Raw genomic sequence first — 14,597 nt, forward strand, 5'->3', positions numbered from 1 at the left:
ACACAAAAATCCTTAATCTGATGAAAGTAATTGTTGATAAATCGATAAATAAGCGTTAGCAGAGATATGCCAGCCAAAATCCTGTGTCATCGCATTATGCTGAACCTGCTCCCAAATATTTGCTTTTTCCCAAAGTGTAAATGCTCGCTGAACCGTACTATATAAAGCATCTGAAGTTGCCATATCAAATGTAAAGCCTGTTGCGATACGTTTGGTTAAGTTTTTTGATGTACAATCTATTACCGTATCTGCTAAACCACCTGTATGACGAACAAGTGGTAAGGTTCCATAAGCCAGTCCATATAATTGAGTTAATCCACAGGGCTCAAAACGGCTAGGTACCATTATGATGTCTGCGCCTGCAATAATTTGATGAGATAAGGATTCGTTATAGCAAATATTAACACTGATGCTATGAGGATAAAGTTTAGATATTTCTTTAAAGCAATTTTCGAGCTGTGGATCGCCATTTCCCAACAGAACAAACTGCCCGCCACGATGAATAAGTGCAGGTAAAATAGCTAATACTAAGTCCAAACCTTTTTGCTCGGTTAAACGGCTGATAATGCCGAATATGAGTTTCTTGTTATCGACAGTTAATGATAGATTAGCCTGAAGTTTGGCTTTATTGCGTAATTTGGTTTGAATATTTTTGGTATCATATGGATATGATAGTATTTTATCATTTTTGGGGTTCCATACAGTGGTATCAATACCATTTAAAATCCCATGCAAACACCCTTGCTCATAGCGAGTTTTTAATAGCCCTTCAAGGCCATACCCGTATTCTGAATAGGTAATTTCTTTTGCGTAAGTAGGGCTTACAGTTGTTACTTGATCTGCGTAATAAACTCCTGCTTTTAAATAAGACATTTCACCGTAAAACTCTAATCCATTAATACTAAAAAATGAATTTGCTAATCCGATTTTATGGAAGAGAGCACTCGGAAACGACCCTCTGTATGCTAAATTATGGATTGTGAAGACTGAGGGAATCGGTCGACCACGAGCGATCAAGTATGCACATGCTAATCCAGCATGCCAATCATGAGCATGTAAAATATCGGGTTGCCAATTATCATCAATACCACATGAAATCTCACTTGCTATCCATCCTAATATAGCAAAACGGAGATAATTATCTTCATGGTCTTGTTTATGAGCATCTTGATAAGGACCTCCAGTTCGTTGGTACAAATGAGGTGCATCAATCAAATAAATGCCTACATTGTTATAAGTACCGTAACGCAAAGTTACAAAACCTGCAAAAGTATTTAGGTTTACGACATGTGTAGTATAAGAAAACTCTTCTTGTAAAGCTGGATAAGCAGGGATCAATAAACGGACATCTGCTCCCGCTTTTATTTGAGCTGCAGGTAAAGCTCCCATAACATCTGCAAGTCCTCCAGTTTTTAATAAAGGGAAAAACTCTGCACAAATATGTAAAATTTTCATATTTATTCCCTTTAATTTGTTAAGCGGGCTAGCATTTCTCGTGTTACTAAGACCGTACCCTCTTCAGAACGATAAAAACGTTCACTATCATCTTTGGCATTTTCACCAATAATTGTGCCTTCTGGCAGGATACAAGCACGATCAATAATGCAGCGCCGTAAACGGCAAGATCGTCCCAGAGTGACATCGGGCAGTAATATGACAGAATCTAATGAACAGAATGAATTAATTCGGATACGAGGAAAAAGAACAGAATTGAGCAGAACAGACCCCGAGATAATGCATCCACCAGAAATCAATGAATTTATCGTTATGCCATGACTCCCCTGAAGGTCTTGAACAAATTTTGTAGGAGGTAACGGTTCCATATAGGTATGGATTGGCCAATTTCGGTCATACATATCAAGTTGTGGCGTTACAGATGCTAAATCCAAATTCGCTGACAAATAGGCTTCTAGTGTCCCCACATCTCTCCAATAGGGGGGAGCATCTGGTGTACTTACTACGCAAGATAATTCAAATGGATGAGCAAATGCCTGACCTTGTTTAGTTATCTTTGGGATAATATCGTTTCCAAAATCATGGCTTGAATTAGGATCACGATGGTCTTCCTCTAATAATTCGAATAAGTAATCACGGTTAAAGACATAAATTCCCATACTTGCGAGTGAGTGGGTTGGATTATGAGGTAATCCGGGCGGATTTTCTGGTTTTTCCAAAAATTGAAGAATATGGCGATACTCATCTATTTCCATTATACCGAATGCATATGCTTCTTGGCGTGGCACAGTAATACACGCCACCGTGCATTTAGCATCGTGTTCAACGTGGTCTAATAACAATTGAGAGTAATCCATTTTGTAAATGTGATCACCCGCTAAAATGACAACAAATTCAGAATTATAGCGGTAGATAATATCTAAATTTTGATATATTGCATCAGCAGTTCCTTTATACCATTCATCAGTTGTTTCTCGTTGCTGAGCAGGTAAAAGGTCGACAAATTCATTCATTTCTTCATTTAAGAATGACCAACCGCGTTGAATATGTTGCACCAATGTGTGGGAATGGTACTGAGTAATTACACCAATTTTACGGATCCCAGAGTTCAAACAATTTGATAAAGCAAAATCTATAATACGAAATTTACCACCGAAATGAACGGCAGGTTTTGCACGCCTAGCTGTTAGATCCTTTAAGCGACTTCCGCGACCACCAGCTAGAATGAGTGCGACAGCTTTTTTCGGCAAATGCCGAGCTAGCATTAATTGGTTATTATTTTTTAATTGAGCCATAATTTCTCCTGACCGAAGAACAGATCCTATTTTTGAATTAAACGAAGACGATGTTAATTTATTACGGTGCTGGATATCTGCGAGTATTACATTCAATAAATGATGAAATTATTTGATGTGAGCTACTGATTGTAATAGGAAATTTTGCAAATAATTACCTAACATCTTGAATTAAATAAATAGTGGTGAGTGGTGGCAGAGTAAGACGTAGTGAATACGATTTTCCATGACTGTCATATGCTTCACTTTGTACACCACCTAGATTACCTCTGTTGTTCCCCCCATAAAAAAAAGAATCTGTATTTATTCGTTCTCGGTAATATCCCCAATCATTAACACCAATTCGATAATTGTGATAAGTCTGTTCTGCAAAGTTACTCACCACAATGATTTCACGATGTTGATCATCATATCGGGCGAATGCAAATACTGAGTTTTTATCATCATCGACAACTAGCCATTCAAAGCCTTCAATTTGGTAATCACAGGCATAAAAAGGCGGGTTCTCTAGATAACAATGATTTAAATCGCGAATAAGATTCTGTATACCAGAATGAAGCCCATGCGGTTTTTTTAATAGATCCCAATCAAGGGCACAATCATGATTCCATTCTTTTTCTTGTGCGAATTCACATCCCATAAAAATTAATTTCTTACCTGGATATCCCCACATGAAACCAAAATAGGCTCTTAGATTGGCAAATTTTTGCCATAATGTTCCAGGCATTCGATTCAGCAATGCCTGTTTACCATGTACGACTTCATCATGAGAAATGGGTAAAATGAAGTATTCGCTGAAAGCATACAGCATGCCAAAAGACATTTTTTGATGATGATGTTTGCGTAATTCAGGAGGTTGTTGCATATAAAATAAGGTGTCATTCATCCACCCCAAATTCCATTTGTATTGAAAACCTAATCCAGAACTACCATGCGCTATCGTGACTTGTGGGAAATCTGTTGACTCTTCGGCAAAGGTTGCAACACCTGGACATATTACTGAGAGGATTCGGTTAGTTTCACGTAGAAATTCAATAGCCTCAAGATTATGATTTCCACCATATTTGTTCGGCAGCCATTCTCCTTCTAAGCGGCTATAATCGCGATACAAGATAGAGCTAACTGCATCAACGCGAAAACCGTCAACCCCAAAACACTCTTGCCAATACAGTATATTTCCTGAGAGGAAATTACACACTTCAGGGCGAGCGTAATTATAAATTAGGGTATGCCAATCCTGTTGAACTCCCTCTTTAGGGTCGGCATATTCATATAAGGGAGTACCATCAAATAGAGCTAATCCATGGGGATCTTTAGGAAAATGACCAGGAACCCAATCCAATAATACATTAACTCCTTCTGTGTGTGCTATTTCTACAAATTGGCGAAAGTCCGCTGGAGAACCAAATCGACTTGTTGGCGCATATAAGCCAATAGGTTGATAGCCCCAAGAACCATCAAATGGATGTTCGTGAATTGGCAGTATTTCAATATGAGTAAATCCCATATCTTTTACATAGTAAATAAGCTTCTCGGCTAGCTCTTGGTAATTTAGCCAAGTATTATTTTTTGTATGTCGGCACCAAGATCCTAAATGTACTTCATAAATTAGCATCGGCTCGGTAGGGAAGTTTGCTCTACTTTGGATTTCAGTCATTACTATTTTAGTAGGTAACTCACATATGACGGATGCAGTTTCGGGGCGTAATTGAGATTGAAAAGCATAGGGATCTGCTTTTTGTATTGTATTACCTTGTTTAGTGATTAATTGATACTTATATAATTGTTTTTGCGTCGCTTCTGGAATGAATAATTCCCAAATACCACTTTCTAAATGAAATCTCATTGGGTGACGTTGTTCATTCCAAGCATTGAAATCACCGATGACAGAAACACACTGGGCATTTGGGGCCCACACACAAAAGCGGATTCCAGCGATGTTTCCAATATGTGCAGGGTGTGCCCCAAGAATTTCATAAGGACGTAAATGCTTTCCTTTTTTAAGTAACCAATGGTCAAAAGGGGATAGCAATGAAGGAAATTGGTAGGGGTCGTCAATTAAATAGTCACAATCATCCCATTGTACAAGGAGTTTATAAGGAAATGGCTCGGAACGACAAGGAATGATGCCAACAAAAAAACCTCCAGAATCGACTTGGGTTAACGTTACTATTTTTTCGTTATTATGCATATCAATTAATTGAATTTGAGTGGCGCCAGGGAATAACACTCGGATCTCAAGTGCTGACGCTGTTTTATGCATGCCTAAGGTTGCAAATGGATCAACATGCTTCCCCAACTTAAAACGGTCGATTAAAGTTATGTCTGGGAGTTTAGGCATATTATTATTCCTTTTATGTTATGAATATTGTGGTGTTGGCGAATATCCTTAAAAATGTTTACTATGTTAATAAAATAGTAAACTCATTTAGTATGTCATAGGTTGATGCTGTTCAAATTTTAATCTTTTGGTTTTCTTGTTTCGCACAAAAAGTATAGTAATAGAGCAAGTTGCTTAGCGTTGAATACATTAGCTCAAAATTGGTTTGTTAATTTTCTTTCTAAAATAATGTCTAAACTAGATAGCTAGCTTTTAACAAATATCATAAATATAATGCTAGGCTAACGAGATTAGTTTGACTGGCTGAATAATTTTTTAGCCCTCGATGAATAGGCCTAATTAATTGTTTATATTAGATATTGGCTAATATATTTGATGTAATATATAGAAATATAAGGCATTTACATGTAGGGAAAATTGTTTAGCATATTCCTATATTTTTTAAGGGTTATTGGGGATGTTTATGATGTTTTATTCTATTGTTTGTTCTGTAATTATCCAACCCAGGAGCGGTGTAATTTTGAATGATAACCAACTGAGTTGCTTCATGTTTAAATCGCTATCTTAAAATTTCTTTTTTCATTGGGACTTTAGTGTTTTCTGGGGTGAGTATATCATGACTGTTTAGGAAGCTAACTTTATTAAATCACAACAAATTTATTATTTTATGAAGATAAATAATAAATTGAAAATAGATTCACATGACTAATGAGGGGCTAAACATTCTAGATTTACTTATGTCTTATTATATGTTGCCAAATAGTCTTTTCGTGCATGCTCGCTTTTAGTGTTAGCTTCTTTAATGAGCTGTTTGAATCTATACCTTTATTTAAATGATAGCCAGTTTATATTTGTAAAGGTTTAACACTACCCGTTTTCGTCGAGAGTTTCTTCTATATGGGTTTCACTTTGAGAACAATATACTCGTATCAAAATACGTTATGTTGACCTCTAGGCAATAATACCTTGATGTATTATTTTTTATCTCGATAGCTGGTGGAAAAAACTCATCAATAACGTTAACCATGAGTAAGTACACTGAAGTAACTTATTTAAAAAACAGGTAATCAGATAGTAGTTATAACTAATATCATCGCTAGTGAGTTCTAATATGGAATGATAACGTATTTCAGTATATTTGTTTAGTGATAGGATGTATTCATATCGGTTTAGATATCCACATTTTTCATGGTCTCATCGAGAATTTTTCGATTAAACAGTGATATTGATATACATCTAATCAGATTTTCTGAATTTAAATTGAAAGTAACAGTCTTAAATGCATTGCATATCGCAAAGACTAAGTATTGAGAAATATGATGTATGCCAAGAATTTGTTTTCTATAAAATTATTCCATCCTAAATATACTATGACATGGTTAGCAATTGTATTTTTGTTTTTATTGGTTCAATTTCCTTATAAATGGCAAGTTAAACTTGGTATATTTTGGGGAGATAATTCGAAGTATTTTATTAAAAGAATAGCTTCAACTATAAAAAGAAATTTAGAGCTATGTTTCCCAAATAAAAGAACCAGAGAGATAGATGTCCTAGTTACTAAAAGCTTAAAGTCGTTAGGTATTGCATTATTTGAAACAGGTATTGTATGGTTTTGGATTGATAATAAAATAAAAAACTATTTAAAGTCAAAGGGATGTCTAACTATCAAGAAGTAATTACCAAAAATAAAGGGGGGTAATTATAGTTGGCGTTCAATTTATGTCTTTAGAGTTGGCGGTAGGATAATGGGAATTTTTTCCTGTTTAATGCGATGTATAGGCTACATAACAACAAAGTAATGGAATACATTCAAACAAAAAGGACGATGTAGATCAGGGAAAGGGATGATAGACCGAAAAATTTTAAGATTTATGGTGTAAAAGTTGAAAGGTGGGAAAGCGATATGGTTTGCGCCAGACCAAGATTTTGGTAGGAAAGGGACGGTATTTGTACCATTTTTTTCAGTTAAACATACCTCTACCTCAAAAGGTATATCAATGCACGTTCAATTATCTTTCTCACCAATACTCATTGTGATATTACTACGTAATCATAATGATGTTAATTATAATTCAGTGCTAGGAAAAGAGATAGTTGATTATTCATGCAATGATGTCTTGCTTGAGGCGACGATCATTAATTCAATTTTAGATAAACAAATAATGAAATCGTATGACCTGATTAAAAGCAGGTGTAGTTAAAAAATCGGCTGGCGGAGTCTGAATTCGTCGCTTAACTAAATGATTTTATAGTGCTAATGTTCAATTCAACTTTTCAAAAGTGCCTAAATAGAAGTTAATGGCTATACTCAGTGCTAAAACGTTTTTTAGAAAGTGGTGCTGAATATAATTCTCTCAATTTAATAAGCTAATCTATTTATCAGTAATATGCGCACCTTTGTAAAAATGCATGTGTATTTTGATAACCGATAATATTTTTCGAAATTAACAATATTATTTAACTGATTACTTAACCGTTCTATAGGTAGCCATATATGAAAATTATCATATCCCCTGATTATTTCAAGGAAAGCATGAGTGCAGAATGTACCGCAAATGCCATAACTAAAGGATTTAAAAGTGTATTCCCTGATGCCCAATACCTTTGTTTACCGATTGCTGATGGTGGTGAAGGAACTGTTGATGCATTGATTGCAGCCGCAGGTGGTGAGTATCGCAGTGTTATTGAACAATGTGAAGAGTATGGATACAAATTGAACTAATGCAGATCGGTGAGTCTTGAAAAGAATAGCATCCCGAAGTATAAATATATCATATTACACGTGTTATAGACTCGTCAGTAATGTCAGGTTTTATACCTAAAACAAACATAAGACTTGCTGTTACGATTGTTCATAGTTACATGTGTAGTTATGCACAATAAAAGAAAACCCCACCAGAGGGGTGGGGTCTTTAGATTACATTTTTTTCAAATGAGCTTCGACTTTTTGAATAAATGATTCTTTGGGAGCTTTTTCGCAAGCTTCAACAATTAACGGAGTGGATGTTTCAATACCACTAATATCTAAAGTAGGGTCTTCTACCTTACCTTTCTGGGTAATAATCTCAGCAGCACCAATTGCTGTTGGATAAAATGCATCATCGATTGCTAAGAAATCTTCGCATGTCCATTGAGATACAGGTTTTGCATCTGTTGCGGCGAAAGCTGAAGTGGTCATTAACGATGTTGCAATGATGCTAGCAAATAATATTTTTTTCATAAAATATCCTCATTGTTTTTAGTGAGACTTGCCTAATGCTTATTTTAATATAACTTATTATTTTAAAAAGCAAAATAATCATTATTTGAATGTTGTTTTTTGATGGCTATTATGTGTCGGATTATTGAAATAATAAAAATATATCTTCAATTTTTCTCTATAACGATAAAGTAATTTCAAGTGGTAGGTCTGCCGTTCTTGAAATCCACACGCAAAGTTGGGAGTTACTTTTTCATTCTGGTGCATGTCAAGGCTGACTGGCTAAACCCTATGACAATTACTCAGGGATCTGAGCAGGGGTATCGATTGAATTTTTTATTGTCGTTGATTTTTTATTTATATTTAATGAGCCATCTTTTGTTACTATGCTTCAAGCATCCCAACACATTAAAAATAATAATTATACTAATAATAAACAATTGTCCTTTTCTCTACTATATTCATAATATCTATTCATAAGGCGTGTATGTATAATGATTGATCTATTTAAATTGACAAAGAAAAGCTCTAGGCATATTTGTATAGCAATATATGTTGGTATTATTGCGGGTATATTATCCGCTTTAGTTAAATCTGGCTTTGAAGGTTTGATTCCACCGAGAACGCTAGAAACAACCCCACCTCCCATTGTCTTGTTAGAAAAGCTTGGGCTAAATATAGATACTATGACTTATCATTGGATGGGATATAGTATTAATTGGGGCGGGAATGGTGTTCATATATTATTTTCGATAGTTATTGCAGTTATATATTGTGTTATCGCTGAATACTTACCTAAGGTGAAATTATTACACGGTATATGTTTTGGTATCGGTGTTTCTGTTTTTGCTCATGGCTTAGTTGTACCATTATTAGGATTGTCTGGCTGGCTTTGGACTGCTGGTTATCAAGCACTAATATCTGAGTTTGTTGGAACTGCTTTTTGGATTTGGTCTATTGAAGCTATTAGGCAAAACTTGCGTTATTGTTTAACTAAAGAAAAAGACGCTGAGTAGAGAGTGATGTTCACTCTTAATCTTTAATAAACTTATGGTCAGGTTAAACTTTTCATCTGAGCTATATCAGTTATTCATAAAAGATCGCTTAGGCGGTCTTTTTTATAGTTAAAATAAACATAAGATTTTCTGTCACGATTGGTCAGAGTGACATGTGCTGCTATGTGCAATAACCGATCTAAAGTGTTAATTATTTGCCTTAAGATTCTGTTAAGGTTTAATTGATAAACTATAAAAAATTAACAGACAAAAGGAATTATTATGAATAAGACAGTTATTGCGCTCGTATTATCAGCAGCTTCATTTGGCGTATTAGCTAATAACCATGCTGGTGGATTTGTTTCGAATGAGGGTTCTGTTGGTCCAAAAGGTGGGTTTGTTGCAACAGCTCAAGCAGTAACAACTGTCGTTCAAGCGAAAGAGCTTCCTGATGATGCATGGGTTTCACTTGAAGGTCATATTGTTAAACAGATTGGTAAAGAGCTTTACGAATTTAAAGATAGTACTGGCTCAATTGCTGTAGATATTGATGATAGGCGCTGGCGTGGACAGGTTGTGACACCTGAAACAAAAGTTCGTTTAGATGGTGAAATTGATAAAGAGTGGGCTTCATTAGAAGTTGATGTAAAGCGAGTAACCATTATCAATAAATAGCTGTAAATTTTTAATGAGCCCCATGATTGGGGCTTTTCTGCAATGAAAACTCGCTTACTAGCTTCTGTCTAATTCATATGTTAGATAGCTTTATCTATAGCTCTTTCAATCGCTTTACATTCGGGACTATTTCCACTGGACTGCTCTATTTTCCCAGGCAAGTTACCTTCGGGAGTATCCATTTTTATCTCGCAAGTATCTGACTTAGTTAGGGGTTTAGTGTTTGATGAACAAGCTGTTACTAAAGCGATAACAAAACATACTAATATAGCTTTGTTTTTATGCATACTGTCTATCCTGTTTTTAAAGGGCTATTCTTGATGCTATCAAAGGTTAAGCGTGAAGTGCAAAGTAATCAATAAAGCTGGTCAGTACGGCTTCTTTATCTTCTATAACGATGAGGTAATCGCAGAGAAGCGGAGGCGGCTATATGTCATGGAAACTTATAGTGGTAGTAATTTGCTTTATGTTACTCGCGATATCAATGATTGTATTTGGCGCCAACAGACTCACTGACAATACATGCGGTATTGATAAAGCCAGTTTAGAAAAACGCGCCAGAAAGTTATAGAACACTACAAAAGTCGGCAAGTTAACTTTTAATTATCTATATAGTGGATACCATGAATACAGTCAGTGCATTGTTATATATCGCTGCGTGGGTGGCCATATGGGGAATGTGGAAACAACACGAGAGGATAGGTGAGTTAAATACCAAAAATGCCGGACTACTCGTTGAGTTGACAGAGTAGGTCAAAATTAATGAGGATTACCAAAAACGTATTAACTCACTTCACGAACTCGACAAAACTCACACAATGGATCTCTCAAATGCAAAAGCTGAAATTGATAAGCTGCGCAATGATGTTAGTAATGGTACTAAGCGCGTGTACGTCAACGCCAAATGTCCAAAACCCGAAGCGAATACCTTCGAAAGCGGAGGCAATGAAAGCTCCGCACGACTTAGTGAAGCAGCTGAACAAGATTATTGGCGTCTCAGAAAAATGATAGTTGAGAACGAAAAACAAACTTTGTATTTGCAAGATTACATTAGAACGGAGTGCTTACATTAGTTCCAGCCAATGAAAGTTCTAATTAAAAAAAGTAAGTTTAAGAAGGAGATAGCTGCAAGTAGATATATAAAAGCTTTAAAGAATAGAGTTGTCACGTCTGCTTGATAGTTATCACTAATAAGAATAAATACAACGCAAAGAAATAGGGAGGTAACGATAAGTATGGTTGTGATCGGGAGGTTGTGTATAAGGTTCATATTTTTGAAAACGTGATTTTATCTTGATTCTGTAATGGTGAGAGCCTTAAAAGTTATAGTACCAGAAATTGTATGGATAAAAAAAGCCCACACAGCGTTGGGCTAAATATGTTGCTTTATACAATTAAATATCGCCTTAAATATAGTTGGTATTTCAAAATACGCAAAAGTATTTCCAAATATTTTAAATTGATGGCTGTGTAAGACAGCAACAGCGAGCTTTTAAGAAAACAGAGGCTTTTTAAAGGCAAAAAATAGCCCCTAGGTTGGGGCTTAAAAGGGATGGTCTATTTAACTGAGGGTAACTCTTGTAAATAGTTATACCGCTAAATAGGTCATTTTTTGAAAGTGAAAATAAAAGAACTCATTGTTTTGTAAAGATAGTAATCAAACCACTTTTCACTCGGTATATAGCAGACATATTTAAAACACTAAGAACCCACAGAAGGGAGCATCGGAACTGTTGCTATAAATGGCGATCTCTCTTGGGAGCTTTTTTGTGCTAACAGGTTGCTTTTATTTAACTAAGTATTGATAAGTTTCTTATATCAAAAAAATGGATTTTTCATATTTTATAGGCGTACACTGATAGTTATGGCTAGCATGTATTTATTATTAAGATGGAGCTATAACATGGGGTTATTAAGTAGTGAATACGAACCTTTTGGAACTTTACTCGGATATGCTCCAGGAGGCGTAGCAATATACTCATCAGATTATGATTCATTGCCTAATGTGGAAAATAAAAAAGATATTTCTTTTCGAAGTTATATTGGCAATGAATATATGGGCTATAAATGGCAATGCGTTGAGTTTGCTCGTCGTTTTTTATACCTCAATTACGGTACTGTTTTTAGTGATGTTGGTATGGCCTATGAAGTATTTTCTCTGCGCTTTCTACGACACGTAGTTGATGATGACATTTTACCGTTAAAAGCTTTTGTTAATGGGAGTCCTGTTAAGCCTGCCGCGGGGTCATTGTTAATTTGGGATGAGGGGGGTGAGTTTAATAAAACAGGCCATATAGCAATTATCACCAAGGTTTATGATGATAAAGTACGTATCGCTGAGCAAAATGTCATTCACCATAAATTGCCCATAGGCCAGCAGTGGACAAGAGAATTGTCTCTGAAAAGAGATAAAGGAAGATATACACTATCAGATACTTTCCCAAACACTAAAATTTTGGGATGGATGATACAAACAGATAGTGATGAGCATGCTTATTCAGGCCCGTATACTAATCCTGAGTTGCTAAAGATTCATGCTGCTAAAATAGATAATAAGATTGACTATAATAACGAATGGTTGAATAGCTCAAATCCCATAGAAAATAAATATATTCAAGCTAGACAAGGTCGCGCGCTAAATAGCGCTCTTCATGAATATTTTACAATATCTAGTACCGCTGAAAATAAACTGATACAAGCAACCAATGAAGTTCATCTTATGTATCTGCATGCGACAGAAAAAGTATTAAAGAGTGATAAGTTATTGAAACTTTTTAATATTCCAGAAATACTTTGGCCTCGCATACGTTTATCCTGGAAGAATCGACGTCATGATATGATCACAGGAAGATTAGACTTTTGTTTGGATGAGCGAGGGTTAAAAGTCTATGAATATAATGCGGATTCAGCTTCTTGTCATACAGAGGCAGGGGTAATTATTGATAAGTGGGCAAAAGTAGGGCAGCTGAAAGATGGCAAAAACCCAAGTGGTTACTTAACTGAATTACTTTCTAGTACATGGGAACATTCTTCAGCTAAACCGTTTATTCATATTATGCAGGATGTAGATAGTGAAGAAGATTATCATTCGCAATACATGGCGCATGCAATTACTGAAGCGGGATTCGATTATAAAATTATTCATGGTTTAGACGAATTATTTTGGAATGAAACAGGTCAAGTCGTTGATAGTGATGGCCGTATATTAGAGTGTGTTTGGAAAACATGGGCGTGGGAAACTGCTCTTGAGCAAATTCGGCAGGAATGTGAGAAAGACTATGAGCATTCAGCGCTACAAATTCGTACCGGACACTCAGAATATAATGACGTCAGACTAGTTGATGTATTATTAAAGCCTGAGATTCGTGTCTTTGAGCCTTTATGGACAGTCATTCCAAGTAATAAAGCGATATTACCTATTCTTTGGTCGTTATTTCCCTATCATCCCTATCTTTTGAATACAAGTTTTGATATCAGTGACGAGTTACGCTCGAGTGGTTATGCAATAAAGCCAATAGCAGGCCGCTGTGGTGACAATATCGGTTTGATAGGTGAGTGCGACACGATTTTAGATGAGACTTCTGGCCAATTCGATAAACAGGAAAATATTTACCAACAATTATGGTGCTTGCCAAACGTTGCAGGGCGTTTTATTCAAGTCTGCACATTTACTGTCGGAGGTCACTATGGTGGAGCATGTTTACGTTCAGACCCATCATTAGTTATCAAAAAAGATAGTAATATGGAGCCATTATGGATACTTGATGATAATGATTTTTTGGAAAAACCATTATGTTAGAAAGTGTATTTTAAAATTAATATAGTTATATTTTGAAAGTGGCATTATTAAAATCTGATTTTTTGTAGTTTCTTAGGCCTTCAGTTAATAGCTGATGGCCTTTATTTATAAAAAAATTGAAAAGCAAAGAAAAGCCCCAAATATCGAGGCAAAATAAACTGATACAATAGTTTAGAACACACTATCAGCATAGACATATTTATAAATGTTTTACATGAATAAAGTGTAAGCAAATACGGAAAAGAAAATACAAATTGGAGTCTCGTTAAATGAATAAGGAAATACTAGAGGATTCAAAATAAATATACCCTCTAGCATTTGAAATAAGAGCATTAATGTTTACTGGGCTGCTCTTTGTATTGCTTCTCCTCCTGCTTCTATATCTTCACCAACACCTTTAGTGGTATTACAGGCAGTTAATGTGAAAGCAACAACTAATGAGCAGATGAGGAAACTGATTTTTTTTAACATATTGTCTTCCTTTAAAGTTTGAAGTTATAAGTTTCAAAAGATCATTTTTAATTATAGCAGAACAATTCGATGACTATTTCTAGCTGTATACAGTAGTAAGATTGGGGTTAAACCCTCATTTTTATGTGGAATTGCCGTAGTTAGTGATACCTGACAAATGAAAATGAGCTGCTATATTTTAAGTGTTAGTACTTATTTTGGGCGATCAATCTACATTAGCAATAAAGGGTATACTCTATGATATTAAAAGAGCTATTTATCCGTATGCTTTATATTTTTCAATACTTATTATTTGGTTTTCTTTTGTTATTATCATCAATAGCCTTACCTAATTGGTTAGGTAACGCCACAAATTTTTTGTAGGATA

At 35.4% G+C, this 14,597-nt stretch carries 13 protein-coding genes and 2 pseudogenes; 9 read left to right on the forward strand and 6 right to left on the reverse strand.

Annotated elements, in window-relative coordinates; all coding sequences use genetic code 11:
* Window positions 1-12 precede the first annotated feature (12 nt).
* The 3 genes from glgA to glgB form a co-directional block, all read right to left on the reverse strand.
* Window positions 13-1,455 (reverse strand): glycogen synthase GlgA, encoded by a 1,443-nt coding sequence (glgA, locus tag PSE72_RS18380; RefSeq protein ID WP_272536587.1) that lies wholly within the window; start codon window positions 1,453-1,455, stop codon window positions 13-15.
* Between the two features lie 11 nt (window positions 1,456-1,466).
* Window positions 1,467-2,750 (reverse strand): glucose-1-phosphate adenylyltransferase, encoded by a 1,284-nt coding sequence (gene glgC, locus PSE72_RS18385; protein ID WP_272691049.1) that lies wholly within the window; start codon window positions 2,748-2,750, stop codon window positions 1,467-1,469.
* A gap of 154 nt (window positions 2,751-2,904) precedes the next feature.
* On the reverse strand, window positions 2,905-5,091 hold the full coding sequence (gene glgB / locus PSE72_RS18390; RefSeq protein ID WP_272536589.1) for a 1,4-alpha-glucan branching protein GlgB: 2,187 nt from the start codon (window positions 5,089-5,091) through the stop codon (window positions 2,905-2,907).
* A gap of 1,319 nt (window positions 5,092-6,410) precedes the next feature.
* Here glgB and PSE72_RS19990 point away from each other — a divergent pair.
* The 3 genes and pseudogenes from PSE72_RS19990 to PSE72_RS18400 all read left to right on the forward strand — a co-directional run.
* Window positions 6,411-6,767 carry an LpxL/LpxP family acyltransferase gene (locus PSE72_RS19990; protein WP_371021499.1) on the forward strand — a complete coding sequence of 119 codons (357 nt, stop codon included), beginning with the start codon at window positions 6,411-6,413 and terminating at the stop codon, window positions 6,765-6,767.
* Between the two features lie 207 nt (window positions 6,768-6,974).
* Window positions 6,975-7,292 (forward strand): LpxL/LpxP family acyltransferase, encoded by a 318-nt coding sequence (locus PSE72_RS18395; protein ID WP_272536590.1) that lies wholly within the window; start codon window positions 6,975-6,977, stop codon window positions 7,290-7,292.
* A gap of 293 nt (window positions 7,293-7,585) precedes the next feature.
* Window positions 7,586-7,777 (forward strand): annotated as a pseudogene (locus tag PSE72_RS18400) (glycerate kinase); the annotation flags it as partial.
* 231 nt (window positions 7,778-8,008) lie between these two features.
* Here PSE72_RS18400 and hdeA read toward each other — a convergent pair.
* On the reverse strand, window positions 8,009-8,311 hold the full coding sequence (gene hdeA, locus PSE72_RS18405; protein WP_180312535.1) for an acid-activated periplasmic chaperone HdeA: 303 nt from the start codon (window positions 8,309-8,311) through the stop codon (window positions 8,009-8,011).
* A gap of 473 nt (window positions 8,312-8,784) precedes the next feature.
* Here hdeA and PSE72_RS18410 point away from each other — a divergent pair, with 473 nt between their 5' ends.
* Window positions 8,785-9,306 (forward strand): YagU family protein, encoded by a 522-nt coding sequence (locus PSE72_RS18410; RefSeq protein ID WP_272536591.1) that lies wholly within the window; start codon window positions 8,785-8,787, stop codon window positions 9,304-9,306.
* A gap of 261 nt (window positions 9,307-9,567) precedes the next feature.
* A complete protein-coding gene (locus tag PSE72_RS18415; protein WP_115167616.1) occupies window positions 9,568-9,960 on the forward strand; it encodes a YgiW/YdeI family stress tolerance OB fold protein in 393 nt (130 codons plus the stop codon).
* Between the two features lie 80 nt (window positions 9,961-10,040).
* On the opposite strand, the gene PSE72_RS18420 is transcribed toward PSE72_RS18415, so the two are convergent.
* Window positions 10,041-10,247, reverse strand: coding sequence for a thiamine biosynthesis protein ApbE (locus tag PSE72_RS18420; RefSeq protein WP_115167615.1), 207 nt, complete (start codon window positions 10,245-10,247; stop codon window positions 10,041-10,043).
* A 143-nt stretch (window positions 10,248-10,390) separates the two neighbouring features.
* Here PSE72_RS18420 and PSE72_RS18425 point away from each other — a divergent pair, with 143 nt between their 5' ends.
* From PSE72_RS18425 to gss, 4 genes and pseudogenes are all read left to right on the forward strand, one after another.
* A complete protein-coding gene (locus tag PSE72_RS18425) occupies window positions 10,391-10,531 on the forward strand; it encodes a hypothetical protein (protein WP_164564164.1) in 141 nt (46 codons plus the stop codon).
* Window positions 10,532-10,583: 52 nt separating this feature from the next.
* Window positions 10,584-10,712, forward strand: coding sequence for a hypothetical protein (locus tag PSE72_RS19880; protein WP_336298231.1), 129 nt, complete (start codon window positions 10,584-10,586; stop codon window positions 10,710-10,712).
* Window positions 10,713-11,033: pseudogene (locus PSE72_RS18430) on the forward strand (lysis protein); the annotation flags it as partial.
* An 830-nt stretch (window positions 11,034-11,863) separates the two neighbouring features.
* Entirely contained in the window at window positions 11,864-13,759 is a 1,896-nt protein-coding gene (gss, locus tag PSE72_RS18435; RefSeq protein ID WP_180312537.1) for a bifunctional glutathionylspermidine amidase/synthase, read from the forward strand.
* A gap of 339 nt (window positions 13,760-14,098) precedes the next feature.
* Here gss and PSE72_RS18440 read toward each other — a convergent pair whose 3' ends face one another.
* Window positions 14,099-14,230: an entericidin A/B family lipoprotein gene (locus PSE72_RS18440; RefSeq protein ID WP_004261473.1), complete on the reverse strand. Its 132-nt coding sequence runs from the start codon at window positions 14,228-14,230 to the stop codon at window positions 14,099-14,101.
* Window positions 14,231-14,597 lie beyond the last annotated feature (367 nt).

The sequence above is a fragment of the Providencia sp. PROV116 genome (genome assembly GCF_028482485.1).
Taxonomy (GTDB): domain Bacteria; phylum Pseudomonadota; class Gammaproteobacteria; order Enterobacterales; family Enterobacteriaceae; genus Providencia; species Providencia rettgeri.

Coding starts and splice junctions, on each gene's coding strand:
- PSE72_RS18425 (WP_164564164.1), top strand. CDS start 10,391: ATGTCATGGAAACTTATAGTGGTAGTAATTTGCTTTATGTTACTCGCG.
- hdeA (WP_180312535.1), bottom strand. CDS start 8,311: ATGAAAAAAATATTATTTGCTAGCATCATTGCAACATCGTTAATGACC.
- PSE72_RS19990 (WP_371021499.1), top strand. CDS start 6,411: ATGTATGCCAAGAATTTGTTTTCTATAAAATTATTCCATCCTAAATAT.
- gss (WP_180312537.1), top strand. CDS start 11,864: ATGGGGTTATTAAGTAGTGAATACGAACCTTTTGGAACTTTACTCGGA.
- PSE72_RS18410 (WP_272536591.1), top strand. CDS start 8,785: ATGATTGATCTATTTAAATTGACAAAGAAAAGCTCTAGGCATATTTGT.
- PSE72_RS18440 (WP_004261473.1), bottom strand. CDS start 14,230: ATGTTAAAAAAAATCAGTTTCCTCATCTGCTCATTAGTTGTTGCTTTC.
- PSE72_RS19880 (WP_336298231.1), top strand. CDS start 10,584: ATGAATACAGTCAGTGCATTGTTATATATCGCTGCGTGGGTGGCCATA.
- glgC (WP_272691049.1), bottom strand. CDS start 2,750: ATGGCTCAATTAAAAAATAATAACCAATTAATGCTAGCTCGGCATTTG.
- glgB (WP_272536589.1), bottom strand. CDS start 5,091: ATGCCTAAACTCCCAGACATAACTTTAATCGACCGTTTTAAGTTGGGG.
- PSE72_RS18420 (WP_115167615.1), bottom strand. CDS start 10,247: ATGCATAAAAACAAAGCTATATTAGTATGTTTTGTTATCGCTTTAGTA.
- glgA (WP_272536587.1), bottom strand. CDS start 1,455: ATGAAAATTTTACATATTTGTGCAGAGTTTTTCCCTTTATTAAAAACT.
- PSE72_RS18415 (WP_115167616.1), top strand. CDS start 9,568: ATGAATAAGACAGTTATTGCGCTCGTATTATCAGCAGCTTCATTTGGC.